General features: G+C 70.8%; 26 protein-coding genes. 16 read left to right on the top strand and 10 right to left on the bottom strand.

Annotation, left to right across the window (positions count from 1 at the left end):
* Positions 1 to 324: 324 nt before the first annotated feature.
* The 7 genes from M878_RS83025 to M878_RS82995 all read left to right on the top strand — a co-directional run bounded on the left by M878_RS83025 (position 325) and on the right by M878_RS82995 (position 5,258).
* A complete protein-coding gene (locus M878_RS83025; RefSeq protein WP_051430324.1) occupies positions 325 to 1,221 on the top strand; it encodes a DMT family transporter in 897 nt (298 codons plus the stop codon).
* 39 nt (positions 1,222 to 1,260) lie between these two features.
* Positions 1,261 to 1,776 carry an NUDIX domain-containing protein gene (locus tag M878_RS83020; RefSeq protein WP_023551884.1) on the top strand — a complete coding sequence of 172 codons (516 nt, stop codon included), beginning with the start codon at positions 1,261 to 1,263 and terminating at the stop codon, positions 1,774 to 1,776.
* A gap of 21 nt (positions 1,777 to 1,797) precedes the next feature.
* On the top strand, positions 1,798 to 2,190 hold the full coding sequence (locus M878_RS83015; RefSeq protein ID WP_023551883.1) for a YidH family protein: 393 nt from the start codon (positions 1,798 to 1,800) through the stop codon (positions 2,188 to 2,190).
* On the top strand, positions 2,178 to 2,501 hold the full coding sequence (locus M878_RS83010) for a DUF202 domain-containing protein (RefSeq protein WP_023551882.1): 324 nt from the start codon (positions 2,178 to 2,180) through the stop codon (positions 2,499 to 2,501). Before M878_RS83015 ends, M878_RS83010 begins: the two co-directional genes overlap by 13 nt.
* 87 nt (positions 2,502 to 2,588) lie before the next feature.
* On the top strand, positions 2,589 to 2,888 hold the full coding sequence (locus tag M878_RS83005; protein WP_023551881.1) for a hypothetical protein: 300 nt from the start codon (positions 2,589 to 2,591) through the stop codon (positions 2,886 to 2,888).
* A gap of 125 nt (positions 2,889 to 3,013) precedes the next feature.
* The gene (locus M878_RS83000) at positions 3,014 to 4,036 is read left to right on the top strand and encodes a phosphotransferase family protein (protein WP_023551880.1); all 1,023 of its coding nucleotides are present in this window, start codon (positions 3,014 to 3,016) and stop codon (positions 4,034 to 4,036) included.
* A gap of 7 nt (positions 4,037 to 4,043) precedes the next feature.
* Entirely contained in the window at positions 4,044 to 5,258 is a 1,215-nt protein-coding gene (locus tag M878_RS82995) for an acyl-CoA dehydrogenase family protein (protein WP_023551879.1), read from the top strand.
* A 90-nt stretch (positions 5,259 to 5,348) separates the two neighbouring features.
* On the opposite strand, the gene M878_RS82990 is transcribed toward M878_RS82995, so the two are convergent.
* The 3 genes from M878_RS82990 to M878_RS82980 are packed head-to-tail and all read right to left on the bottom strand — an operon-like array spanning position 5,349 to position 8,405.
* Positions 5,349 to 5,942 (bottom strand): TetR/AcrR family transcriptional regulator, encoded by a 594-nt coding sequence (locus M878_RS82990; RefSeq protein WP_031226599.1) that lies wholly within the window; start codon positions 5,940 to 5,942, stop codon positions 5,349 to 5,351.
* A 28-nt stretch (positions 5,943 to 5,970) separates the two neighbouring features.
* Complete coding sequence (locus tag M878_RS82985) at positions 5,971 to 7,635, bottom strand: class I adenylate-forming enzyme family protein (RefSeq protein WP_023551877.1); 1,665 nt, start codon at positions 7,633 to 7,635, stop codon at positions 5,971 to 5,973.
* On the bottom strand, positions 7,632 to 8,405 hold the full coding sequence (locus tag M878_RS82980) for an SDR family oxidoreductase (RefSeq protein ID WP_023551876.1): 774 nt from the start codon (positions 8,403 to 8,405) through the stop codon (positions 7,632 to 7,634). The genes M878_RS82985 and M878_RS82980 overlap by 4 nt, the downstream gene beginning before the upstream one ends.
* Before the next feature lie 170 nt (positions 8,406 to 8,575).
* Between M878_RS82980 and M878_RS82975 the strand changes: the two genes are divergently transcribed.
* Both M878_RS82975 and M878_RS82970 read left to right on the top strand, forming a co-directional pair.
* Entirely contained in the window at positions 8,576 to 9,796 is a 1,221-nt protein-coding gene (locus tag M878_RS82975; RefSeq protein ID WP_023551875.1) for an exo-beta-N-acetylmuramidase NamZ family protein, read from the top strand.
* Positions 9,797 to 9,897: 101 nt separating this feature from the next.
* Positions 9,898 to 11,193 carry a hypothetical protein gene (locus tag M878_RS82970; RefSeq protein WP_031226597.1) on the top strand — a complete coding sequence of 432 codons (1,296 nt, stop codon included), beginning with the start codon at positions 9,898 to 9,900 and terminating at the stop codon, positions 11,191 to 11,193.
* Positions 11,194 to 11,237: 44 nt separating this feature from the next.
* Here M878_RS82970 and M878_RS82965 read toward each other — a convergent pair whose 3' ends face one another.
* A complete protein-coding gene (locus M878_RS82965) occupies positions 11,238 to 14,024 on the bottom strand; it encodes a penicillin acylase family protein (RefSeq protein WP_031226595.1) in 2,787 nt (928 codons plus the stop codon).
* A 219-nt stretch (positions 14,025 to 14,243) separates the two neighbouring features.
* Here M878_RS82965 and M878_RS82960 point away from each other — a divergent pair, with 219 nt between their 5' ends.
* From M878_RS82960 to M878_RS82950, 3 genes are all read left to right on the top strand, one after another.
* Complete coding sequence (locus M878_RS82960; RefSeq protein WP_023551872.1) at positions 14,244 to 14,846, top strand: hypothetical protein; 603 nt, start codon at positions 14,244 to 14,246, stop codon at positions 14,844 to 14,846.
* Between the two features lie 265 nt (positions 14,847 to 15,111).
* Positions 15,112 to 15,888: a 3-keto-5-aminohexanoate cleavage protein gene (locus tag M878_RS82955; protein WP_051430141.1), complete on the top strand. Its 777-nt coding sequence runs from the start codon at positions 15,112 to 15,114 to the stop codon at positions 15,886 to 15,888.
* Between the two features lie 103 nt (positions 15,889 to 15,991).
* Complete coding sequence (locus M878_RS82950; protein WP_023551870.1) at positions 15,992 to 17,059, top strand: RNA ligase (ATP); 1,068 nt, start codon at positions 15,992 to 15,994, stop codon at positions 17,057 to 17,059.
* A gap of 51 nt (positions 17,060 to 17,110) precedes the next feature.
* On the opposite strand, the gene soxR is transcribed toward M878_RS82950, so the two are convergent.
* Positions 17,111 to 17,569, bottom strand: coding sequence for a redox-sensitive transcriptional activator SoxR (gene soxR / locus M878_RS82945; RefSeq protein WP_023551869.1), 459 nt, complete (start codon positions 17,567 to 17,569; stop codon positions 17,111 to 17,113).
* 138 nt (positions 17,570 to 17,707) lie between these two features.
* On the opposite strand from soxR, the gene M878_RS82940 reads away from it, so the two are divergent.
* The gene (locus M878_RS82940; RefSeq protein WP_023551868.1) at positions 17,708 to 18,169 is read left to right on the top strand and encodes a MaoC family dehydratase; all 462 of its coding nucleotides are present in this window, start codon (positions 17,708 to 17,710) and stop codon (positions 18,167 to 18,169) included.
* A 13-nt stretch (positions 18,170 to 18,182) separates the two neighbouring features.
* On the opposite strand, the gene M878_RS82935 is transcribed toward M878_RS82940, so the two are convergent.
* The 3 genes from M878_RS82935 to M878_RS82925 form a co-directional block, all read right to left on the bottom strand.
* Complete coding sequence (locus M878_RS82935) at positions 18,183 to 18,806, bottom strand: TetR/AcrR family transcriptional regulator (RefSeq protein ID WP_023551867.1); 624 nt, start codon at positions 18,804 to 18,806, stop codon at positions 18,183 to 18,185.
* Positions 18,807 to 18,879: 73 nt separating this feature from the next.
* Positions 18,880 to 19,167, bottom strand: coding sequence for a YiaA/YiaB family inner membrane protein (locus M878_RS82930; RefSeq protein ID WP_031226591.1), 288 nt, complete (start codon positions 19,165 to 19,167; stop codon positions 18,880 to 18,882).
* Between the two features lie 76 nt (positions 19,168 to 19,243).
* On the bottom strand, positions 19,244 to 20,395 hold the full coding sequence (locus tag M878_RS82925; RefSeq protein ID WP_031226590.1) for an acyl-CoA dehydrogenase family protein: 1,152 nt from the start codon (positions 20,393 to 20,395) through the stop codon (positions 19,244 to 19,246).
* Positions 20,396 to 20,485: 90 nt separating this feature from the next.
* Between M878_RS82925 and M878_RS82920 the strand changes: the two genes are divergently transcribed.
* The 3 genes from M878_RS82920 to M878_RS82910 are packed head-to-tail and all read left to right on the top strand — an operon-like array spanning position 20,486 to position 22,882.
* Positions 20,486 to 21,133, top strand: a complete 648-nt coding sequence (locus M878_RS82920; protein WP_023551864.1) for a TetR/AcrR family transcriptional regulator — start codon at positions 20,486 to 20,488, stop codon at positions 21,131 to 21,133.
* Positions 21,134 to 21,174: 41 nt separating this feature from the next.
* The gene (locus tag M878_RS82915; RefSeq protein WP_023551863.1) at positions 21,175 to 21,882 is read left to right on the top strand and encodes an ArsR/SmtB family transcription factor; all 708 of its coding nucleotides are present in this window, start codon (positions 21,175 to 21,177) and stop codon (positions 21,880 to 21,882) included.
* Between the two features lie 58 nt (positions 21,883 to 21,940).
* Positions 21,941 to 22,882, top strand: a complete 942-nt coding sequence (locus tag M878_RS82910) for a DMT family transporter (RefSeq protein WP_078630466.1) — start codon at positions 21,941 to 21,943, stop codon at positions 22,880 to 22,882.
* A 5-nt stretch (positions 22,883 to 22,887) separates the two neighbouring features.
* Here M878_RS82910 and M878_RS82905 read toward each other — a convergent pair whose 3' ends face one another.
* Together M878_RS82905 and M878_RS82900 are read right to left on the bottom strand one after the other, a co-directional pair.
* Positions 22,888 to 23,970, bottom strand: coding sequence for a Zn-dependent alcohol dehydrogenase (locus tag M878_RS82905; protein WP_023551861.1), 1,083 nt, complete (start codon positions 23,968 to 23,970; stop codon positions 22,888 to 22,890).
* A 15-nt stretch (positions 23,971 to 23,985) separates the two neighbouring features.
* The coding region (locus M878_RS82900) for an aldehyde dehydrogenase family protein (protein WP_023551860.1) at positions 23,986 to 25,089 on the bottom strand (1,104 nt) is incomplete at its 5' end.

Here is a 25,089-nt window from a genome sequence, read left to right as displayed (position 1 = left end):
ACTTCCTGTTTCTCGGGCTGCCATCGACCGATCACGCACAGCAAACCCTCAGCCATGGATCGCGTCAAGCGGAACGGTGCTGATACTGGGTTCAACTACCGTTGTTCACAGGGAACTTGGAGAACTCCGTCCAGGTACGCCGGTACGCGGACGGGGGTGCCCGGTGCACGGCTGTGGCCTACGCCATGGCGCCGGACGGCCGGGCCACGGAGCATGGCGAGTCAACTGCCCTGTTCCGCGTACTTCCGGGTCAATGGCGACCCGGGAGCGCTACAGTCGGCCACTACGCGCCCGTGGTCCGGCCGGATGATCGAGGTACGCAGCGTGTCCGTTCTGGTTCTCCTTCTCGCCGTGAGTGCGGCCTGCTGTCTGGGCTTCGGGTTCGTGCTCCAGCAGAACGCCGCACAGAAGGCACCGCTCAGCGACTTCCTGTCCTTCCGGCTGCTGCTGGACCTGATGCGGGTGCCGCGCTGGCTGGGCGGGCTCGGCCTGATGATCGCCGGCATGGTGCTCGGCGCGAGCGCCCTCGGCAAGGGCGAGATCTCCCTGGTCGAACCGCTGCTCGCGACCAACCTCCTGTTCGCGCTCGCCCTCTCCCGGTACCAGACCAAGCAGCCCCTGGGCCGTCAGGGCTGGGCGGGGCTGCTGCTGCTCGCGGGCGGGGTGAGCGCGTTCATCACGGCGGGCGAACCAGGCGCCGGCCACGCCGTCTCCGATCCCCTGCGGCACTGGCTGATCATCGGCGCGATGGTCGGCGCGGCCCTGGTGCTCACGACGTACGGCAAGCGCTCCCGGCTGAGCTGGGGCCCGGTGTTACTGGCCACGGCGGCCGGGCTGCTGTACGGCGTGCAGGACGCGCTGACCCGGGTGAGCGGCACCCGGTTCTCCGAAGGCGGCTTCACCGAGCTGTTCACCGGCTGGCAGCCGTACGGCGTGCTGGTGTGCGGGGCCACCGGGCTGCTTCTGGTGCAGAGCGCGTTCGAGACGGCGCCGCTGCGCATGTCGCTGCCCGCGCTGACCGCCGCCGAGCCGCTCGCCGGGATCCTGTGCGGCGTCGGCTTCCTCGGCGACCGGCTGCGCACCGATACCGGGGCGCTGGCCTGGGAGGCGGCCGGGCTCGCGGCCGTGGTCGCGGGCATCGTGCTGCTCGGGCTGCATCCGGCGATGCCGTGCGGCACGGCCGAGGCGGAGCCGTCGGCCCGGGACCTCCAGCGCCGCTGAGCCTCCGGCCCGGCCGGGGCACCCTGCTTGGATGGGGGCATGAACCCTGCTGACGAGATCCTCGACGTCGTCGACGAGAACGACCAGGTCGTCGCCCAGTACCCGCGCGGCGAGGTGTACGCCCGCGGGCTGCGCCACCGCTGCGTGTTCATCCAGGCCCGGGACGGGGCCGGCCGGCTCTTCGTGCACCGGCGCACGGCCATCAAGCTGGTCTTCCCGGCCCTGTACGACATGTTCGTCGGCGGGGTCGTCGGGGCGGGTGAGTCCTACGACGAGGCCGCGCTGCGGGAGGCCGAGGAGGAGCTGGGGGTGACGGGCCTGCCCCGGCCGGCGCACCTGTTCAAGTTCCTGTACGACGACAGGGCCGGGAACAGCTGGTGGTCGGCGGTGTACGAGGTGCGCTGCGACCTGCCCGTACGGCCTCAGGCGGAGGAGGTCCAGTGGTACGACTTCCTGGCCGAGGACGAGGTCGAGCGGCGGCTCGGCACATGGGAGTGGGTGCCGGACGGGCTGGCGGCGTACGAGCGGCTGAAGGCGTTCCGGGACGGCCGGTGAGACGCCGGTAGGGTCGGCCGTGTGAGCGAATTCGTACGGAACATCCGGCTGTGGTTCGCGCCGGAGCTGGTGCGGGACGAGGGCGGCACGCCCGACTACCGGTTCTCGCTGGCCAACGAGCGCACCTTTCTGGCCTGGCTGCGGACCGCGCTCGCGCTGATCGGCGGTGGATTCGCGGTGGACCAGTTCCTGCCGGCGCTGCCGTGGGCCTGGCGGGTCGGGCTCGCGCTGGCACTCCTGGGCGCCGGTGTGCTGTGCTCCCTGCGTGCGGTGAACCACTGGGTGCGTTGCGAGCGGGCGATGCGGCGCGGCGAGGACCTGCCGGCGTCGCGGTTCCCGGCACTGCTGAGCCTGGTCATCGCGGTCGTGGCCGTGGTGATGGTCGTGGTGGTGCTGGCCGGATGGGCGGGGTGAGCGCGGCCGGGCGCGATCCGGGGCTGCAACCGGAGCGCACCCGGCTGGCCTGGCGGCGTACGACCCTGTCGGCCGCCGCGGCCGCCGTACTCGCCGTCCGGACCGCTCTGCACGGTGGCGCCTCGGCCGCCGGCGTCGCCGCCTGCGCGCTGTGCTGTCTGCTCTTCCTGGGCTTCCTCGGGGTGGCCCACCGCCGGATCCGCGCCCTCGCCGCCGTTCCCCGGCCGGCCGCGCTGGCCCCCCGCCATGCGACGGCGGCGGTGCTCTACGCGGTGGGCCTGGTGGTGTGCGCCGTGATCCTGGTCGTTTAGCGTGCGCCACGCGGGCGATTTGACCATATATATGCGGATCGCGCGTAACCTGTGCGGCGTCAGAACCCCCATCCGAAGGTGAGCACCATGACCACCCTTCATCTGGAACACACCGGACACGACACGCACCACCACGGTCCGGGCTGCGGGCACTGCGCCGTGCGGCACGGCGACCATCTGGACTACGCGCACGACGGGCATCTGCACCGGGAGCACGAGGGACACTGGGACGAGTGCGAGCCGGCCGGGCACGCCGTCCACGAGGGTCATGAGCATGTACATCATGACGAGTGCGGGCACGCACAGGTGCGGCACGGCGACCATGTCGACTATCTGCACGACGGGCACCGGCACGCCGAGCACGGGGACCACTGGGACGACCACTGAACCACCCCTTCGGCCTCTCGTGGCTCCGGTCACGTTTGGCCTTGTGTCCGGCATACGCACTGGACGACATACCGACTGGTCGGCATCATGAATGGGTCCTGTTCACCCGTTCGTAGGAGTCATGTATGAGCGCCGACCACCCGCCCGGACTCGACCTGGACCGGCTGCGCGCCCTGCTCGACCGCGAGCGCCCCGGTCTGGTGACCGGCCCCCTCTCCGGCCGGCTGATCGAGGGCGGACGGTCGAACCTCACCTACGCGGTGTCCGACGGCACCGCGCGGTGGGTCGTACGACGGCCCCCACTCGGCCATGTGCTGGCCACCGCGCACGACATGAAGCGCGAACACCGTGTGATCAGCGCCCTGCACCCGACGCGGGTGCCGGTCCCCCGCCCCGTGTGGCTGTGTGAGGACGAAGAGGTGCTCGGGGCGCCGTTCTACGTCATGGAGTTCGTCGAGGGCACCCCGTACCGCACCGCCCAGCAGCTCACCCCGCTCGGTGCGGAGCGCACCCGGAACGCGGTGCTGTCCCTGGTGGACACGCTGGTCGAGCTGCACGCGGTGGATCCCGCCGAGGTGGGCCTCGCGGACTTCGGCCGGCCCGAGGGCTTCCTGGACCGGCAGCTGCGCCGCTGGGGCAAGCAGCTGGACGCCTCCCGCAACCGCGAGCTGGCCGGCATCGACGAGCTGCACGCGGCTCTCGGACGCGCCCTGCCCGCCTCCCCCGCGCCCGCCGTCGTCCACGGCGACTACCGGCTGGACAACGTGCTCATCGGCGAGGACGACCAGATCAAGGCGATCCTCGACTGGGAGATGTCCACCCTCGGCGATCCGCTCACCGACCTGGGCCTGCTGGTGATGTACAGCCAGCCGCTGGGCATGGCGGACTCCCCCGTATCCACCACCGCCGAGGCCCCGGGACACCCCTCCCCGCAGGAGCTGATCGAGCGGTACGCCGCGCGCTCGGGGCGCGACGTGTCCGACGTCTCCTGGTACACGGCGTTCGCCTGGTTCAAGCTCGCCGTGATCCTGGAGGGCATCCACTACCGGTACACGCTGGGCCAGACGGTCGGGCGCGGCTTCGACCGGATCGGCGATCTCGTACCCGTCTTCATCGACCACGGACTGACCGTTCTTCAGGAAGGCTGATCCAGAGATGGACTTCGCGTTCGACGCGCGCACCGAGGAGCTGCGCACCAAGCTGCTCGCCTTCATGGACGAGTACGTCTACCCGGCCGAGCCGGTGGCCGAGGAGCAGCGGGCCGCGCTGGCCTCCCCGTGGGACACCCCGGCCGTGGTCGAGGAACTCAAGGCCGAGGCCCGTGAGCAGGGCCTGTGGAACCTGTTCCTGCCCGACGCCGAGTACGGCGCCGGGCTGACGAACCTGCAGTACGCGCCGCTCGCCGAGATCACCGGCCGCTCCCCGCATCTCGCGCCCACCGCGACGAACTGCGCCGCGCCCGACACCGGGAACATGGAGGTGCTGGCGCAGTTCGGCGACGAGCGGCAGAAGAAGCAGTGGCTGGAGCCGCTGCTGGCCGGTGAGATCCGCTCGGCGTTCGCGATGACCGAGCCGGAGGTGGCCTCCTCGGACGCCACGAACATCACCACGCACATAGAACGCGAGGGCGACGAGTACGTCATCACCGGCCGCAAGTGGTACATCTCCGGCGCGATGAACCCGGACTGCAAGATCTTCATCGTGATGGGCAAGACGGACCCGGACGGCGCCGACATCCGCCGGCAGCAGTCGATGGTCCTGGTCCCGCGCGACACGCCGGGCGTGACCATCAAGCGCGCGATGCAGGTCTTCGGGTACGAGGACCACTCCCACGGCGGCCACGCCGAGGTGATCTTCGACCACGCGCGCGTGCCGGTGTCGAACCTGATCGGCGAGGAGGGCGGCGGCTTCGCCATCGCCCAGGCCCGGCTCGGCCCCGGCCGGATCCACCACTGCATGCGGCTGATCGGCATGGCCGAGCGGGCGATCGAGCTGATGTGCCGCCGGGCGGTGTCCCGTACGGCGTTCGGCAAGGCGCTGGCCCAGCAGGGTGTCGTCCAGAACTGGATCGCCGACGCCCGGGTCACCGTCGAGCAGCTGCGGCTGCTGGTGCTGAAGACGGCCTGGCTGATGGACACCGTCGGCAACAGGGGCGCCCACACGGAGATCCAGGCCATCAAGATCGCCACCCCGCGCGCGGTGGTCGGCATCCTGGACCGCGCCATCCAGCTGCACGGCGCGGGCGGCGTCAGCCAGGACTTCCCCCTGGCCGAGCTGTACGCGAGCGCCCGCACCCTGATGCTGGCCGACGGCCCGGACGAGGTGCACCAGCGGTCGCTGGCGCGGCGGGAGTTGAAGAAGTACATCTGAGCCGCACTGCAGACATGCGACCACCCGGAGTTGCGGGGCAGGACCGAATCGCCTCGCTCCACGACTCCGGGAGTTGCTCGCGCTGTCACCTCACGGGCGCAGGGCCCGCAGCAGCAGGTCGGCGAGGTGGTCGGCGACCTGCTGCGGGGTGAGGGGGCCGTCGGGGCGGTACCAGGTCGACAGGTGGTGGACGGAGCCGAAGTGGTAGTCCACGACCAGGTCGGCCGGGGTCGCCGTGGAGAAGACGCCCTCCTTCTGGCCCTCCTCGATGAGCGCGCGGAACCGTTCGTGGTAGCGCCGGCGCTCGGCGCGGACCTGCTTGTTCTTCTCCGGGCTGAGATGGTGCATCGAGCGGAAGAAGATCATCGCGTCGTCGAGGTTCTCGATCGTCGTGACGACCACGTCCGCCGCAGCGCCCCGCAGCCGCTGCTCGACCGGCGCGTCCATGTCCGCGAAGTGATCGAGCCGCTCCATCTGGACGCGCAGCACGCGCGCGTACACCTCGTGCAGGAGGTCGTCCTTGGAGCCGAAGTAGTGGTACAGCGCCCCCTTGGTGACGCCGGCCGCCTCCACGATCTCCTGCACGGAGGTGCGGTCGTAACCCTGCTCGGCGAAGAGCCGGGTGGCGGCGGCCAAGAGCCGCTGCGGGACGGGCGTACCGTCTCCGTCCGTCGTCCTGGGCACTGCCGCCACCTGCCTTTCGGTCCTGTCGCTAGTTGTCGTCGGTCCGGGAACGCAGTTCCCGACGGAGGATCTTGCCACTCACCGTCTTGGGCAGGTCCGGCAGGATCTCCACCTGACGCGGGTATTTGTAGGCGGCCAGTCTCTCCTTGCAGTACACCGCGAGTTCGTCCGGGTCCGCATCGGCGCCCGGACGCAGGCTGATGAAGGCCTTGACCGTCTCGCCGCGATAGCCGTCGGGAACGCCGACGACGGCCGCCTCGCGCACCGCCGGGTGGGTGTACAGCACGTCCTCGACCTCACGGGGCCACACCTTGAAGCCGGACGCGTTGATCATGTCCTTCTTGCGGTCGACGACGTACAGCCAGCCCCGGGCGTCCATGAAGCCGATGTCGCCGGTGCGCAGCTCGCCGTCGGGGAAGGTCTCGGCGGTGGCGTCCGGGCGCCGCCAGTAGCCGGGGATCACCTGCGGGCCCCGTACGACGATCTCGCCCTGCTCCCCGAACGGCACCTCCGCGCCCCGCTCGTCCACGATCCGCACGAGCGTGTCGGCGCCGGGCACACCCACCGACAGCGTCCCGGAGACGGGGTCCACGGGTGCCTCCAGGCCGGGCGGGACGGCGGCGCACGGGCCGGAGCACTCGGTGAGGCCGTAGCCGACGCGGATGTACGGCCCGAAGAGCCCGCGGAACTTCTCCACCAGGGCCGGCGGCACGGGCGCGCCGCCGGAGGACAGGTTCACGAAGGAGGCGAAGTGCTCGGGGGTGGCGTCCGGGTGGGCGGCCAGTGCCATGTAGGCGGTGGACGGGCCGACCGTGTAGTGCGGACGGTGTTCGGCGAAGGCCTCCAGGACGAGTCCGGGCTCGAAGCGGTAGGCGAGCACCAGGGTGCCGGCGCTGTTCAGGCAGGCGCCGAACTGGCAGACCATGCCGGTGATGTGGAACAGCGGCGCGAGCGCGTAGTACACGGGCGCCTCGGGCAGCGCGAGCCCGGTCCGCTGCCGCTCGGCGTTGTGCATGATGTTGCCGTGGGTGTTGGTGGCGCCCTTGGGCGTGCCGCTCGTACCCGAGGTGTAGCTGATCAGCGCGATGTCGTCCGGGCGCGGCTCGCGGCCCTCGGGCGCCGTACCGCCCCGCCGGGCCACGGTGACCAGGTCGTCGGCGTCCGGCGCCTGGGGCAGCCGCTCGAATCCGAGCACGCGCGCGTCGTTGCGGGTCTGGAAATCCAACTCGCACCCGGTGAGCACGATCCGCACCGGCGAGTCGGCGGCGGTGTCCCTGAGATACGACTCCCAGGCCCGGTCGGAGCAGATCAGAGCGGCCACCTCGCCGTCCCGCAGGATGTGCCCCACCTCTCCCGACTTGTACATGGGGTTGACCGGGACGACGGTCGCGCCCGCCTTCCAGGCCCCGAGGACGGCGAGCACGAAGTGCGGGGAGTTCTGCAGCAGCACGGCCACCCGGTCGTCGCGCTCCAGCCCGCGCGCGGCGAGATGGGCGGCGACCGAGTCGCTCAGCTCGTCCACCTCGCGATAGCTCAGCCGGGCGTCGAAGTAGCCGAGGAAGGTGCGCTCGGGCGCCTCGGCGACGGCGGCGCGCAACGCGTGCACCAGGGAGTCCGCGGGCTCGACCGGACCGCGCTGGGCGTCGTTGAGCAGCGCCAGCCAGGGGCGGTCCGCGTAGCCGGAAGCGCTCACCGGGCCTCCTCCCACTTGCGCTGGATGTGGTTCATACCGCTCAGCCAGCGGCCCGGATCGGCGGCCCGCGCCTGGTAGTACTCGGCCACCTCGGGGTGCGGCAGGATCAGGAAGCGGTCCTCCTCGATGCCCCGGAACAGCGCCTCGGCGACGGCCTCCGGCTCGATCGCGGTCGACTGGAGCACCAGCTCACCGGCGCTGCCGGTCGCGGCCAGCATGTCCGTGCGCACGCCCTGCGGACAGATCGCGTGCACCTTCAGACCCCGGTGGCGGTACGTGAGCGACAGCCACTCGGCGAAGGCGTAGGCGCCGTGCTTGGTGACGCTGTAGGAGGGGGCGCCGATCATGGTGAGCAGCCCGGCGGCCGACACGGTGGACACGAACCGCCCGGCGCCGCGCTCCAGCCACCCCGGCAGCAGCTCGTGCGCCGCCCGGACATGCGCCATGACGTTCACGTCCCACGACACCGCCCAGGACTTCTCGTCGAGCGGCCCGCCCGCGCCTGCGTCCTCGAAGGCGACGCCGGCGTTCGCGCAGTACACGTCGACGGTGCCGCCCAGCGCTTCCCGGGCATCGCCGACGATCGCGGAGGCGTCACCGGGCACGGCGATCCCGCCGATCTCCTCGGCCACCGCCTTCGCCTTCTCGGCATCCAGGTCATTGACGACGACCCGCGCCCCTGCGGCGGCGAACCGCCGGGCCAACGCGGCCCCGATCCCCCCGCCCGCCCCCGTGACGACCACTCCCGCATCCTGCACGGCTTCCACCATCGGTCTCCTTCGACACGACTTCGCGCGGCGCGCATCGGCTCTGGTTCGGTCCAGACTAACCAGTCGGTATGTGTAAAAGGAAGGGGGACTGCACCAACCTCAAGGGGCGCGGGGAACTGCGCGAGCAACCACTGACGGCGTGCACGTCACCCACGACGGAGGCCACCCCTATGCACCTGTCCCGACGCAACCTGCTCGCTTCGGCCACGATGGCAACCCTTCCAGTCCCACCCCAACACCGCGAACAACTCCGCACAGGGTTCGAAAGGCTCGCAGCCGACGGTTACTCGGCACTGAGCGGCCAGCGCATCGGCATCGTCACCAACCCGACCGGCATCGCCAGAGACACCTCACACATCGTCGACGTCATGCACAAAAACCCCCGCGTCAAGCTGACGGCAGTCTTCGGCCCCGAACACGGCTTCAGAGGCACCGCACAAGCGGGCGGCTCCGAGGGCCGCTCCACCGACCCCGCGACGGGACTGCCGGTCTACGACACCTACCTCAAGAGCGGGAAGCAACTCGCCGACATCTTCACCACCGCCGACGTCGACACGGTCGTCTTCGACATCCAGGACGTCGGCGCCCGCTTCTACACGTACATCTGGACGCTCTACGACTGCATGGAGGCGGCCCAGCTGGCCGGCAAGCGCTTCGTGGTCCTGGATCGCCCGAACCCGGTCACCGGACGAGACGCCCAAGGACCTGTGCTGCACAAGGAGTTCGCCACTTTCGTCGGGCGGCAGCCGATCGCGCAGGCACACGGGATGACGGTCGCGGAGCTGGCCCGGCTGTTCAACGGGGAGTTCCTGAGCAGGCCGGTCACGCTGGACACCGTCCTGATGACCGGGTGGCAGCGCTCGGACTGGTACGACGCCTCCGTGCTGCCGTGGGTGCCGCCGAGCCCGAACATGCCGACCCCGGACACGGCCCTCGTCTACTCCGGCACCTGCATGTTCGAGGGCACCAACGTCTCGGAGGGCCGGGGCACGACCCGCCCCTTCGAACTGCTCGGCGCCGAGGGCCTCGACGGCCGCTGGGCCGCCGCCGCGAACGAACTCGCGCTGCCCGGGGTGCGGTTCAGGGAGGCGTACTTCGCGCCCACGTTCTCCAAGTTCGAGGGCAAGACGGTCGGCGGGGTGCAGATCCATGTGCACGACCGGGCCGCCTACGACCCCGTACGCACCGGGATCGCCCTGCTGGTGACCGTGCGGAAGGTCTGGCCCGGCTTCGCGTGGCGCCCGGACAACTGGATCGACAAGCTCACCGGCTCCACCCGGGTGCGCACGATGATCGACGCGGGGGCGAGGACCGACGAGGTGACCGGCGCCTGGCAGGAGGAGCTGGCCGCGTTCCGGCGGGTTCGGAAGGAATATCTCCTCTACGGGTGAGGAGGTCAGGCGTGGTGTATGGCCAACTTGGCCCTGGAGCAGGACGATACGTGCGCGACGCATCGTTACGCATCGTTTCCGGGGCGACGAGGGAGCCTGGTATGGCGGATCCTGGGATGAGCGTGACTCCCTACTGGGAGCTGACCTTCGACTCGGACGGGGACGTGGACGGCCGCGAACGCGACCGACTGGTGGCGCAGGTCACGGAGCACGGCGTCCGTGACCTGATCGTCTTCGCGCACGGCTGGAACGACGACCGCTCGGGCGCGACCGCGCTGTACCGCCGCTTCTTCGCCCCGATCCCGGGGCTCGCCCCGAAGGCCCGCATCGGGTACGTGGGCGTGATCTGGCCGTCGATGCAGTTCAGCGACGAGCCGATCCCGGACTTCCCGAAGTCGGCGGCGGCCGCGGCACCCCCGACGGCTGCCCTGGACGCGGACACCCGCCGGGCCCTGGTGGCGGTCTTCCCGGACCGGGCCGCCCTGATCGACCAGCTGGGCCGGATGCTGGACGAACGGCCGGACGGCCCCCAGGGGCTGCCGGAGTTCGGGCGACTGGTGCGGCAGCTGATCGACGCCGAGCGCGGGCCCGGCGCGGCCGACACGGAGGAGGAGGGCGAGCCGGGCGTGTTCACCATGGACCCGGCGGCCGCGTGCGCGGAGTTCGCCGAGGCGCTCGCGGCCGTGCGGTCCGCAGGCACACCGTCCGAGGGGTTCAGCATCCCGAACCCCTGGGACGGCGCCAAGGAGCTGCTGCGGCAGGCGACGTACTACGTGATGAAACGGCGTGCCGGGACGGTCGGCGAGCAGGGTCTCGGGCCGGTGCTCGGCACGCTGGCCGGTGCGGCGCCCGGGGTGCGGGTGCATCTGATGGGGCACAGCTTCGGCGGGCGGCTGGTGTCGTTCGCGCTGCGCGGGCTCCCGGACGGGGTCCGCACGGTGAAGTCCGTGACCCTCCTGCAAGGCGCCTTCTCGCATTTCGCGTTCGCGGAGCGGGTGCCGCAGGCCCCGGACAAGGCGGGGGCGCTCAAGGACCTGCAGCGGCGTATCGACGGGCCGCTGGTGTGCTGCTACTCGCACTTCGACACGGCGCTCGGCACGTTCTATCCGCTGGCCTCCCGGCTGTCCGGGGACAACCGCTCATGTGTGGGCAGCGAGATCGCGGCCGTGCTGGGGCCGGAGTGGGGCGCCATGGGGTACGACGGGGTGCAGGCGGTGCCGGGGACCGTCCGGCTGGATCTCGCGGCGGCCCTGAGGGGACCGCTGCCCGCTTCGGGATGCGTGAACGTCGACGCGGCCGCGGTCGTCTGCCACGGCGGCCCGCCGACCGGGGCACACAGCGACATCGTGCACCCCGAGCTGGCACGCTTGGCGCTGGCGGCGGGCCGTATCACCTGATACCGGCCCACTGCCAACGGTCGTTGATCTACCGGTCTACCGGTCTACCGGTGTGAGGTGTACTCGACCACCTGCTGGAAGGTCGGCCGGTTCTGCCAGCTGATGTTGTAGTGCTTGATGCCGCCCAGGGTGCGCTGGACGATCGAGTCGGCGCACCACTGGTCGCCCGCCGAGCACAGGGAGTCCCCGGGGTAGACCGTCGACGCGCTGGTGCCGGCGGCCGTCTTCAGGGTGCTGATCAGGGTGTCCCGGCAGGAGCCGAGGTCACCGCCGCCGCAGTACTTCTCGGCGAGCCCGCCCTGCACGTTCTCCCCGAGCACCACCCGGATGTCCTTGTCGACATAGCTCCACCAGCCGTACTGGAAGGAGCTTCCGGCGTGCGAGCCGGTCGGGCCGTGTCCGGCGGACGGGGCCTCGTCGATCGACAGGTTGTCGGTGAGATCGGTGTACAGATCGCTGCCGAGGCCCGGTTCGAACTCGGCCTTGACCAGCAGCGGCCACCAGGCGTCCAGGATGCGGATCGCGTCGGCGTCGGCGTACGTCTTCGAACCGGCGGACGTCTCCGTGCGCCCCGCGCCCGCGTCCACCCACGCCTGGAGCTTGTTCACCGCGTCGGCGGCCGTGGGGTCGGTCACCGGCGAGGAGTTGATCACCTTGAGCAGCTTCGGCAGTACGTCCTCGGCGCGCAGGTCGGCGAGGGCCGCGTCCGCCATGGCCTGCACCAGCTTGGTCCGGGTCACCCCGCCGGCCGCGACCAGCTTCTTCACCCGGTCGTCCAGCAGATTGCCGCGGTGCACCGAGCCGTCGCCCCAGGACGCGGTCGTGTAGTCCTTGGCCTGCTTGTTGTTCCAGGAGATGTAGTAGTCCTGGTCGATGGAGTTGGGGTGGGCGGAGGCCGGGGTGTAGTCGGCCGTGTTGGTGGCCGGGTCCCAGTTCTGCCACTCGTACGCGGGCTGCGCCCAGACCGGGAACTCGGAGTCGACGCCGGCCGCCCGGACCGGGTTGTCACCGCTGTTGTAGTACGCGGTGTGCTGGGAGTCGGCGTAGAACCAGTTGAAGGTGTAGTTGATGTGCTGGGCCGCGCTCTGGAAGTCCTGCGGGCCCTTGACGTAACCGGGATCGTTCAGCATCTGGAAGCCGATGATCGAGTCGGCCTCGTGCAGATACGAGGAGCGCAGCGTGGTGTAGGCGACCTTCGTGCCGCCGACGGTCGCGCGGTACTCCACCGGGCCGTATTTCGTGCGCCAGACCCGCATGGTGTACGACCCCGCCGGTGTGCTGTCGGCCGTGGTCGGCGACCAGGCGTTCTTCTGCTCGACCTTGTCCATGGCCGTACAGGTGCCGTGATACAGGTAGTGGTAGTCGTCCTGGCACAGTTCGACGGCGTAGGTGTCGATGATGTCCTGGCCGGAGGTGGTCGCGCTCCAGGAGTAGTCCTGGCCGCGGCCCAGCTCGACGTACATGCTCAGACCCGCGAAGGAGGCGCCGCGCGCGCTGATGCCCGGGCCCTGGATCTCCTGGAGCATGAGCAGCTGCGGGGCGAAGTAGCCGGTCTGCGGCCCGAAGACGGCGATCGGATGCCCGCTCGCGGTGTACTTGCCGCTCACGACAAGGGCGTTGGACATCCCTCGGTGGGCCGAGCTGAGCGTGGTCTTCGCGGCCGAGGCGGAGGTGCTCTTTGCGGCCGCGCCGGCCGCGCTGCCCGTGCGGTCGTAGACGAGCGGTTCCTGGGTGACCGTGCCGGGGTCGGGCAGGGCCTCGCCCTGGGCGGTGTCCGGCTTGGTGCCGTACGGGAAGCTCTCGCCGTTGTGGACGGTCAGGACGGCCTCGGGGTCGTTGCGCTCACGGAAGGACTCCCAGACCTTGGTGCCCTCCTCGACGCCGTACTTGGACTGCGCGGCGATCAGCGAGAGGGCGTTGCTGACCTCGCCGCCACCGCCGGAGCCGAACAGCGAGCCGATCACGGAGGCCAGCGCCACCAGGTCGGTGATCTTGAAGTGGTCTATGGTCCCGGCATTGGTGATCGCGTCCTTGTGGCCGGTCAGGACGTATTCGCCGGGGAAATAACGGCCGCTGTCGGAAGCGTCGATATAGGCGTTGATGCCGTCCAGGTAGGCATGTGCGTCGGCGAGGGCCTGCTGTCCACGGGCACCGTTCCTCGCGACGGCGTTGTCGATCTGCGCCTGGAGATCGGCCTCGGTGTACGGCGCGTTGCGGTAGAACTCCTGCTCCAGGCCCTGGTTGGCGGCGGCGCCGCCCGCGAAGGAGGTCAGCTGGCCGCGGCCGACGTGCCGGAAGACGTCCATCAGCCACAGCCGGTCCTCGGCCGCCGCATAACCGGCACCGTACTCGGTGCCGTACCGGGTGGTGCCGGTGATGTGCGGCACACCGGTCTTCTTGTCCCGGACGATGGTCACATCGCTACGGCCGCTCGGCTTCTCGGTGGAGGCGACCTGGTCGGACGGGACGCCGAACGAGGAGTCGTTGAAGAAGTTGTTGATCGTCGAATCGGTCAGGCCTGAATAACCGCCGGCCAGATTGGCGTACGGCCCGAGCTGGTCCTCGGCGTGCGAGGGCTGGGTGCCGAAGGCCTGGTTGAGCAGGATCTGCGCCAGCGTCGCGTTGCCGTTCTCGCCGGGCGGCAGGATGTCCGAGCACTGGCCACCGCAGTAGTCGTTCGAGGCCGCGGCCGGGGCGGCGGCCGCCTGCTGGGTGAGGGGGGAGAGAAGTCCGGCGACGAGAACGCATATCGACGCGGTCTTCAGGAACCCGGGGAAGCGGCGGGACGTTCTCAATCTGTCAAGGGCGGTGCGTGGGGTTCGCCGTGGCATGGCAGCTCCTAGCGACAGGGGTGGCCGAACGTTACCGCCGGTATCCCCAGCTTTAAAGATGAACATGCGTCACTTTCCAGAGTCCACAGGCAGAACGAAGAGAAGAGCACGAGAAGAGATGGAGCCGAATCGCCTGTCGATACGTCTATTCGGCGACGTCCGTGCGACGACACCGAAGTGACCGAAGTACAGGTGCAGGTGTGACGGAGGTGCAAGGCGATGGCCGGTTTCCGGAGTCTGGCGAGACAGGTACGCGATCCGGGCTGCGATCTGGCGCTGCGGCGATACTCACTGCGCAAGTGCCTTGAGAAGTTCGCCCCTTACGGGCATCGGGCGACCTGGGACCATCTGTGCTCCCGGGCGGGCTTCGGCCCCGAGGACCGCTCCCCCGACCCGGTGCGGCTCGTGGCCGCGCTGGAGGAACTGGAGGACGCACGGTCCGTCTGGCTCGCCTATGAGACCGACTTCACCGAGCGGCGCAGGAAGGAGAAGCACGACGGGCTGCGCCGGCCGGGCAGTGTGGACGACTGGCACCGGCTGACCTGGGGCGGCTTCGGGGTCGCCTGGTGCGACGACCCGCGCGTCCACCCCGGCGAGCCGCTGGCCGAGGTGCTGCGCCGGCTGATCGCCGCCCTGGAGCGGGAACCGGGCGGGGGCTGCCCGGTATGCGGAGAGGACCGCCTGATCTGGCGGTACGGCCTGGACCACGAACCGTCGTCCGGCCCGGTCTGCACGGCCTGCGGGATACTCGTCCCGCGCCCCGTGCTCACACCACAAGCGCTGGCATCGGCCAGGCGGGGGCAACTGCTGATGTCGGCCTGATGGTTGGGGGGATTCCTGGGGGGTGCGTAGGGGGATGCCGCACCCCTGTCGGCTCGGGGCGATGGTGGGGTCCCTTACGGCCGACGGCATCGCAGCTCCCTGAGGGGCGCGGGGCTGTATGGGATATCCGGCTCCGCCGCGATGGGGGTCCCCCCGGGTTCGAGCGAAGCCGAGAACTTGGGGGAGCGACCAGCCACGACGGAACCGCAGACGACCGACGACCCATCTCGGCATCACGCCATACGGCACTGCAAAGGGGAGCACTATGCAGGCTTGCCTGAACGGCCGCCGATCCCCAGCGGACAGCGCATCCGTGCCGATGTCACCCGAGGACATCGCCCATTCCGCAGCGAAGGCGGTCGCGGCCGGGGCCACAGCGGTCCACGTCCACCCGAAGACACCGTGCGGCCACGACAGCCTCTCCCCGCGCGTGCTGGCACCGACCCTGGAGGCGATCCGGGCGCGGGTGTCGGTGCCGGTCGGGGTGACGACCGGCGCCTGGGCGGAGCCCGATCCGGCGGCCCGGCTGGCCCGGGTGCGCAGTTGGTCGGTGCTGCCCGACTTCGCCTCGGTCAACTGGCATGAGCCGGGCGCCGAAGCGGTGGCCGAGCAGCTGCTCGCGATGGGCGTCGGCGTCGAGGCGGGCATCTGGTCCGGCACCGACGCAGCGGCCCGGTTCGCGGACTCTCCCCTCCGGCCGAGGGTGCTGCGCGTGCTGGCGGAGGTGACCGACCCGGACCCGGCGACCGCCGAGGCTTCGGCGCGCGCCCTGCTGGCGGACCTCGGCGAGGCGTTCGCGCGGCCGGTCCTGCTGCACGGCGAGGAGGGCGGCACCTGGCCGGTGCTGCGGCTGGCCGGCCGACTGGGCCTGGCGACCCGGATCGGCCTGGAGGACACCCTGTTCCTCCCGGACGGCCAACGGGCGGATGGAAACGCACAGTTGGTGGCCGGCGGACTGGTCCAGTACGGGTCGTTCCACCGCTCTTCGCAGGGCAGGCCGGGGCGCCAGACCCTTGCCGCCGGCCGGAGGGCGCGACGCTAGCAGACCCGAATCCGGTCGCTCCACCGCTTTCCCGTGCGGACAGTTGGAGGCGATGAAACACATCTGACGGGCATCCCTGTGCCCGCACACCCGAGGAGTTGTGATGTCGACGCTGCGCGTCACCGCCGAAGTGCTGGCCGTCCATGAGCATCCGAACGCCGACGCGCTCGAGCTGGCCCAAGTGGGCCTGTACCGAGCCGTCGTCCCCAAGGGCGCGTACCGCACCGGTGAGACCGCCGTCTACATCCCCGAGCAGTCCTTGCTCCCGCCCGGTCTGATCGAGGAGCTGGGGCTGACCGGACGGCTGGCGGGTGGCGAGGCCAACCGGGTCAAGGCGGTGCGGCTGCGCGGCGAGCTGTCACAGGGCATCGTGTGCCGGCCGAAGGCGCTGGCGGACGTCGATCTGGCGCGGGCGGCGGCCGAGGGGACGGACTTCGCCGAGCGGCTGGGCATCACCAAGTGGGTGCCGCCGATCCCGCCGACCATGAACGGCGACGTGGAGTCCGCTCCCGATCTGCTGCCGTGGGTCGACATCGAGAACATCCAGCGCTACCCGGACATCTTCACGCCGGGCGAGCCGGTCGTCCTGACGGAGAAGCTGCACGGTTCGGCGTGCCTGCTGACGTACGTCGCCGACGAGGGGCGGGTGTACGTGTCCTCCAAGGGCTTCGGCGCCAAGTCCCTGGCGCTGAAGGAGGATCCACGGAACCTGTACTGGCGGGCGGTGCGGGGCCATGGCGTCGCCGAGGCGGCGGCACTGCTGGCCGAGCGGCTGGGTGCGCGCCGGGTCGGCATCTTCGGGGAGGTGTACGGCGCGGGGGTGCAGGACCTGTCGTACGGCGCCGACGGGCGGCGGGAGACGCTGGGGTACGCGGCCTTCGACGTCTCGGTCGAGGTGGACGGCGCCGTGCGGTGGCTGGACGCGGCGGAGTTGCTGGAGGGGGAGCTGGCGGTGGTGCCCCGGCTGTATGCGGGGCCGTACGCCATCGAGCGGGTGCTGGAGTTCGCGAGCGGGCGGGAGACGGTGTCCGGGCGGGGCCTGCATCTGCGGGAGGGTGTGGTCGTACGCCCTGCGGTCGAGCGGTACAGCGCGGTGACAGGGGGCCGGGCCATCGCCAAGGCGGTGAGCCCGGCGTACCTGACGCGTAAGGGCGGGACCGAGTACGAGTAGAGCAACGACCCGCACCCGGCAGACCCGCGCCCCCCTCCCCGGTGGCCGGGCTCAGCGTTTCTCCGCCAACAGCCGTGACCCGGTGAGCCGTTCACCGAACACATCGTCCGGGTTGGACAGCACACAGTTCTCCAGCGAGAGACACCCGCACCCGATGCAGTCGGTCAAGTGATCGCGCAAACGGTTCAGCTGCCTGATGCGTTCGTCGAGCTCCGACCGCCACATCTCCGACAGCCGGGCCCAGTCCTCCCGCGTCGGCGTCCGTTCCTCCGGCAGCTGCGCCAGCGCGTCCCGGATCGTGGCCAGCGGGATGCCCACCCGCTGTGCCGCGCGGACGAACGCGACCCGCCGCAGGGTGTCACGGCTGTAGCGTCGCTGGTTGCCGGACGTGCGGCGGCTGCTGATCAGGCCCTTGGACTCATAGAAGTGCAGGGCGGAGACCGCGGCGCCGCTGCGCGCGGACAACTGGCCGACGGTCAGCTCATGGATCTTCTCGGGAATCTGGGGCACTTCTCAGAGCCTAGTCGTCCGGAGTCAGGTCCTAGGTCGCCCGAAGCTGGTCGCGGTCCGTTGACAGGCGCTCCGTACCCGACCATGCTAAGCAGTTGCTTAGAGGTATGAGCGAGATGCGAGCGAGAGGCCGGGATCATGGCAGAACCGAGGACCTTCACCTCCCCCGACGAGCTGAAGGCGGCCGTCGGCGAGCAGCTGGGGTACACCGACTGGCTGGAGGTCGACCAGAAGCGCATCGATCTGTTCGCCGAGGCCACCGGCGACCACCAGTGGATCCATGTGGACCCGGAGAAGGCGGCGGCGGGGCCGTTCAAGACCACCATCGCGCACGGATACCTCACGCTCTCTCTGCTCCCGCTCTTCGGCCCGCAGCTGATCCGGGTCGAGGGCGTGCGGATGGGCGTGAACTACGGCACGAACAAGGTCCGCTTCCCCTCCCCCGTCCCTGTCGGCTCCCGGCTGCGCGCCACCGCGAGGATCACCGGCGTCGAGGACGTCACCGGCGGTGTCCAGGTGACCGTCGCCTTCACCGTGGAGCGCGAGGGCGGCGACAAGCCGGTGTGCGTCGCGGAGTCGGTGTCCCGGTACTACCTCTGAGCCCCAGGGCCGGTTACTTCGACCCGACCATCCGGAGCACGAGGTCGGCGTAGAGCGCGCCGACCTCCTCGGGGGTGCGCGGGCCGTCCACGGTGAACCAGCGGGCCACGTCGATGCACAGCGACAGCACGGCGAGCGTGGTGCCCTTGACGTCCAGGACGTCGAACTCGCCCGAGGCCACGCCGTCCTCGATGATCCCGCGCACCTCGGCGTCGACCTGGCGGCGCAGCGCGACGATCTCGGCACGGGCCTCGGGACCGAGGGCGTCGAGTTCGTACTGCACGACCCGCGCGGTGGTGCGCCGCCCCGCGTGCCAGCGGACGAAGGAGCTGACCGCGTCGGCGAGCCGTTCCTTCGCCGTACCCTCGCGCCGCGCCGCCGTGCGCAGGATGTCGAGGGCCTTGTCGTGGCCGATGCGGCTGATCCGGTGGAGCAGCTCTTCCTTGGTCTTGTAGTGGATGTAGAGCGCGGCCGGGCTCATACCGGCGCGGCCGGCGATGTCGCGGGTGGTCGTCGCGTGGTAGCCGCGCTCGGCGAAGGCCTCCACGGCGGCGACGAGCAGCCGCCGGGCCGCGTCAGGGGTGACCTCTTCCCACGGCTCCACTTCGCCGCCGGTCGTCTCCTCCGCCGTACTCATCGCTCGCTCGCCCCTCTCCATGGCAGGAGCACCACCATACCGCCGAAGGTGAGCGAGCGCTTAGCACGCCGGCTCAGATCTTCTCGAAGGGGTCGTGCTCGGCGAGGAGCTTCTCGAGGCGCGCCTGGTCGACCCGGCTCACGATCTGCCCCGCCTCCTGCCGGTCCCTGATCACCTTGGCCAGGGTGAAGGCGGAGGTCACGAGGTAGAGGACCGCGATCGCGAGGAAGCCCCGGACCCAGGCGTCGGTGTCCAGCTGGTAGATGCCGATGGCGGTGGCGGACATGGCGACCGCGAAGGAGGCGACGGCCTGTCCGTGGAACGCGGCCGTGCTCTGCTGTTTGACCGGTGTGTCACTCATGGGGAAGAGCATCGGCGGACGTGGCCCGCGCCACATCCGCCGAGGTACTCAGGCAGGTACTCAGTCGCACACGTGCTCAGAACGCCGAAACCCCGGTCAGGGCACGGCCGATGAGCAGTTTCTGGATCTGGCTGGTGCCCTCGTAGAGGGTCATCACGCGGGCGTCGCGCAGGAGTTTGCCGGCCGGGTACTCGTCGATGTAGCCGTAGCCGCCGAAGACCTGGAGGGCGTTGTTGGCGGCACGGACGGCGGCCTCGGAGGCGAACAGCTTGGCCTTGGAGGACTCGACGGCGAACGGCTGCCCGCGGTCGATCAGATCGGCGACCCGCCAGGTGAGCAGCCGGGCCGCGTCCACGTCGACGGCGATGTCGCTGATCAGCTCCTGCACCAGCTGGTGCTGGGCGATCGGCTTGCCGAACTGCTCACGCTCACCGGCGTACCGCACAGCCGCGTCCAGCGCGGCCTGGGCTATGCCGACGCAGCCCGCGGCCACCGACATCCGCCCCTTGGCCAGCGCGGACATGGCTACCGAGAAGCCCTTGCCCTCCGCGCCCAGCAGCGCCGACGCGGGCACCCGCACGTCCTCGAAGACGAGTTCGGCGGTGGCCTGGCCGCGCAGGCCCAGCTTGCCGTGGATGGTGCGGCGGGTCAGGCCGGGGGTGTCGGTGGGTACGAGGAACGCGCTGACCCCGTTGTGGCCGGGGGCATCCGTGGTGCGGGCGAAGAGCAGCACGACGTCCGCCCAGGTCCCGTTCGTGATGAACATCTTCGTACCGTCGATGACGTAGCGGTCACCGTCGCGTACGGCACGGGTGGTGAGGTTGCCCGCGTCGGAGCCGGTGCCGGGCTCGGTGAGGCCGAAGCAGCCGACGTATTCGCCCGCCGTCAGCCCCGGCAGCCAGCGCCGCTTCTGCTCCTCGTCCCCCCAGGCGGCGATCGTCTTGGCGACGAGCCCGAGGGACACGGAAACGATGCCGCGGACGGAGGAGTCGCCACGCCCAAGCTCCTCGGTGACCAGGCAGTACGCGAGATGGTCGCCGCCCGAGCCGCCGTACTCCTCGGCGACGGTCAGCCCGAGGAAGCCGACCTCGCCGAGCTTCTTCACGATCCCCCGGTCGACCTCCTCACCCCGGTCCCACTCCACGACGTGCGGGGCGATCTCGCGCTCCACGAAGGCCCGGGCGAGCTGCCGTACGGCGGCCTGCTCCTCGCTCAGCTCCAGGTTCACCACGCGATCACCCCACACCAGGTCTAGCTTGAAAGCCGTACATTTAAATTAGCACTGCTAGTTTCTATCCGCAGCCCTACTATGTGCGCCATGGCCCGACCACGCAAGCCCCTCCTCAGCACCGACCGGATCGTCGAGACGGCCCGGGACCTCGTGGACCGGGAGGGTCTGGCAGCCGTGTCCACCCGCCGGCTCGCCGCCGAGCTGGGGGTGAGCGGGCCCTCGCTCTACAACCACTTCCGTACCAAGGACGAGATCCTGGAGGTGGTCGCCGACTCGGTGAGCGGGCTGGTCGATCTGTCGATGTTCGAGGACGGCCGCGACTGGCGGACCGCGCTGCACGACTGGGCCGTCTCCTACCGGGCCGCCCTGCGCGACCACCCGAACATCGTCCCGGTGCTGGCCAGGGGCCCGGGGCGCCGACCGGCCGCACTGCGACTGGCCGACGCGGTGTACGGCGCGATGGTCGACGCCGGCTGGCCGCCCGCCCAGGCGACCTCCATCGGCGCGCTGATGCGGTACTTCATCATGGGTTCCGCGCTCGGTTCGTTCGCCGGCGGCTTCGTGGACGACGCGAGCGCCTACGACCCCGCCGACTATCCGCACCTCGGCCAGGCCCATCTGCTCGCCGAGCAGCAGGAGAAGATCGACGAGCGGGCCTTCGAGACGGGGCTGACGGCACTGCTGGACGGCTTGGCCCAGCAGTACGAGCAGGTACGGGAGAGCGCGCAGCGATAATTCGGTGGGAGCCGAAGAGTCCGTGCCGCATGCTGTGACGCATGACCGCGAAGGACTCCCGGGCCGCCGGTCTCGCCGCGCTCGCCTCCCTGCTGGCCGACGAGACGCGGGCCGCGTGCCTGCTGGCGCTGCTAGACGGGCGGGCCTGGACCGCCGGTGAGCTGGCCCGGCACGCCGGGGTCGCCGCCTCGACGCTCAGCGAGCACCTGGGCAAGCTGGTGGCCGGGGGCCTGCTGGCGGAGGAACGGCAGGGCCGCCATCGGTATGTGCGGCTGGCCGACGCGCGTGCGGCGGGGCTGGTCGAGGAACTCGCCGCGCAGGTGCCTGCGGCGGGTGTACGGCCACGTTCACTGAGGGAGTCGAGCGCGAGGTCCGCGATGGCTCGGGGGCGTACCTGTTACGACCATCTCGCGGGGCGCCTCGGAATGGCGCTCACGGACGCGATGACCCTCCGGGGGTTGCTGCGGCAGGACACGGGGTTCGCGCTCACGGATGCGGGTGTGGAGTGGTTCGGTACGGCGGGGATTCCCCTTGAGGTGTCGAGCCGACGGCCGCTGGCCCGGGCGTGCCTCGACTGGACCGAGCGGCGGCCTCATCTCGCGGGTGCGGCGGGGGCCGCGTTGTGCCGGCATGCGCTGGATACGGGGTGGTGTGTCCGGATCGGCTCGGATCGGGCGGTGAAGGTGACTCCGTCGGGGGAGCGGGAGTTGTCGGCCCTGTTGGGGATCACTGCGGAGGCGTTGCGCTGAATTCGGCCGTCCGATATCCGCCAGCCCAGAACAACGATCCGTACCTAACCTCAGGAGCATGATGAACGCCAACCAAAGCCGGGCCCGCCTGCTCGCGACCGGCGCTGCCTGCGTGACCGTCGTCCTCTGGGCCTCCGCCTTCGTGGCGATCCGGAGTGCGGGCGAGGCCTACTCCCCCGGTGCGCTGGCCCTGGGGCGGTTGACGGCGGGAGCCCTCGGCCTCGGGGTCATCTGGACGATACGGAGGGAAGGGCTGCCTCCCAGGGCGGCCTGGCGGGGGATTCTGCTGTCCGGAGTGTTGTGGTTCGGGCTCTACATGGTCGTCCTGAACTGGGGTGAGCAGCAGGTGGACGCGGGGACGGCGGCGCTCGTCGTGAATGTCGGGCCGTTGCTGATCGCCCTGCTCGGAGCCCGGCTGCTGGGCGATCCGATGCCGCCGCGGCTGCTGGCGGGCATGGCCGTGTCGTTCGCCGGTGCGGTGACCGTCGGGCTGTCGATGTCCGGCGGCGGGGGCAACTCCGTGCTCGGTGTGGCGCTGTGTCTGCTCGCCGCGGTGGCGTACGCCGGCGGGGTCGTCGCGCAGAAGCCCGCCCTGGGGCACGGAAGCGCGTTGCAGGTGACGACGTTCGGGTGTCTGGTCGGTGCGGTGGGCTGTCTGCCGTTCGCCGGGCAGCTGGTGCACCAGGCGGCCCATGCGCCCCTGTCCGCCACCCTCAACATGCTCTACCTGGGCGTCTTTCCGACCGCGCTCGCGTTCACGACCTGGGCCTACGCCCTCGCCCGCAGCACGGCCAGCCGGATGGGCGCGACGACGTACGCCGTGCCCGCGCTGGTGGTGCTGATGTCCTGGCTGGTGCTCGGTGAGGTGCCGGGGGTGCTCACGATGGCCGGCGGTGTGCTGTGTCTCGCCGGTGTGGCCGTGTCGCGGTCCCGGGCCCGCGGGGGCCGCGTGGTCCGGGTCGCGGCCGACGCACGGCCGCGACCCGATAAGGTGCGCTGACCGCCTCAGAACACCACCAGCGCCCGGCCGCCCTTGCCCGCGAGCATGTTCTCGAAGGCCGCCGGGATGCCTTCCAGGGCGATGCGTTCCGTGACCAGCGCGGAGAGGTCCAGGCGGCCCTCGCGTACGAGTTCGGCGAGGACGGGCAGGTCGCGGGCCGGGTCCGTGTTGCCGTAGACGCAGCCGGACAGGGTGCGGCCCCAGTGGAAGATCTCCAGGGCGTTGAAGGTGACCTCCTGGTCCTTGCCGCCGATGCCGACGACCGTCGTGCGGCCGCCCCGGCGGGTGGAGTCCCAGGCCGCGCGGATCGACACCGCGCGGCCCACGCACTCGATCGAGACGTCGACGCCCTGTTTGCCGGTGAGGGCGCGGATCTCCCGGGGGGTGGTGTCGGAGGCGAGGACGTAGTCGGTCGCGCCGGCCGCCCGTGCCAGCTCTTCCTTCTCCGGCGACACATCTACGGCGATGATCCGGGACGCGCCCGCGATACGGGCCGACTGGAGGGTGGCGAGGCCTACTCCGCCGGCGCCGAAGACGGCCACCGTCTCGCCCGCGCGGACCTTGGCCGAGTGGTGGACGGCGCCGTAGCCGGTGAGGACGGCGCAGCCGAGGAGGGCGGCGTCCACCAGGGGGACGCCCTCGGGGAGGGGAAGCGCACAGGACGCCGGCACCACCGTCTCCTCGGCGAACGCGGCCACGTTCAGGCCGGGGTGGAGGCCGGTGCCGTCGGTGGTGCGGGCGTAGACGTCGGCGGCGCCGTTCAGGGCGTTGGCGCACAGCCAGACCTCGCCGAGTGCGCAGGCGTGGCAACTGCCGCAGGACGGTGCCCAGTTGAGGACGACAGGGCTGCCTTCGGCGACGTGGGTGACGCCCTCCCCGACTGCCACGACCGTGCCCGCGCCCTCGTGGCCGAGGACGGCCGGGACCGGGACGCGCATGGTGCCGTTGGACAGGGACAGGTCGGAGTGGCAGACACCGGCGGCGGCGAGGCGGACCCGGACCTGGCCGGGGCCCGGGTCGGGCAGGTCGATACCGGTGATCTCCAGGGGGGCACCGATGGCGGGCAGGACGGCGGCTCGTACGGCCATGGATCGCGTACTTCCTTAGAACTGGAGGGACTTGGTCTGGAGGTACTCGGTGAGTCCGTGCGCGCCCAGTTCGCGGCCCACTCCGGACTGCTTGTAGCCGCCGAAGGGGGCGAGGGGGTTGAACCGGCCGCCGTTGATATCCACCTGGCCGGTGTCCATACGGCGTGCGAAGGCGACGGCCTCCGCCTCGTCGGCGGCCCAGACGGCGCCGGCGAGGCCGTACACCGTGCCGTTGGCGATGCGCAGGGCGTCCTCCTCGTCCTCGTAGCGCAGGATGGTCAGGACCGGGCCGAAGATCTCCTCCTGGGCGATGGTCATTCCGGGCGTCACGTCGGCGAAGACGGTCGGGCTGATGAAGTAGCCCTTCTCGCGGGGGGATTCGGGGCCGCCTGCGACGAGGCGGGCGCCCTCGGCGATGCCCTGCTCGATGTAGCCGCGCACCCGGGCCTGCTGTTCGGCGCTGACCACCGGGCCGATCCGGTCGCCGTACTTGGCGGCCGCCGTCCGGGCCAGCTCGACGGCCTCGTCGTACCGGTCGCGGTGGACCAGCATGCGGGTCCAGGCACTGCACGTCTGGCCGGAGTTGGACATCACGTTGGCGACGCCGACGTTGACCGCCTTGGCGAGGTCGGCGCTCGGCAGGATGACGTTGGCGGACTTGCCGCCGAGTTCGAGAGCCACCTTCTTGACGGCCGCACCGGCCACCGCGCCGATCTGCCTGCCGACCGCCGTGGAGCCGGTGAAGGAGACCAGGTCGACGCCGGGGTGCTCGGCAAGGGCCTGGCCGGCGACCGGGCCGAGGCCGGTGACCAGGTTGAACACGCCGGCCGGTACGCCCGCCGCGTCGACGGCCTCGGCGAAGAGCTGGGCGGTGAGCGGGGTGTCCTCGGCGGGCTTGAGGACGACCGTGCAGCCCGCGGCGAGCGCCGGGGCGGCCTTGGCGACGATCTGGTGGAGCGGGTAGTTCCAGGGGGTGATCGCGCCGACCACGCCGACCGGCTCGTGCAGGACGGTGGAGTTGCCGACCTTCTCCTCGAAGGGGTGGGTGGCGGCCAGCTCGGCGTAGGAGGCAGCGACCGCGATCGGCACGGCCGCGTGCACGGCCTGGGAGAACTGCGG

Origin of the sequence: Streptomyces roseochromogenus subsp. oscitans DS 12.976 (genome assembly GCF_000497445.1) — a bacterium.
Taxonomy (GTDB): domain Bacteria; phylum Actinomycetota; class Actinomycetes; order Streptomycetales; family Streptomycetaceae; genus Streptomyces; species Streptomyces oscitans.
Note: the sequence above shows the minus strand (reverse complement) of the source record. Positions and strands in the feature narration are given on the sequence as shown.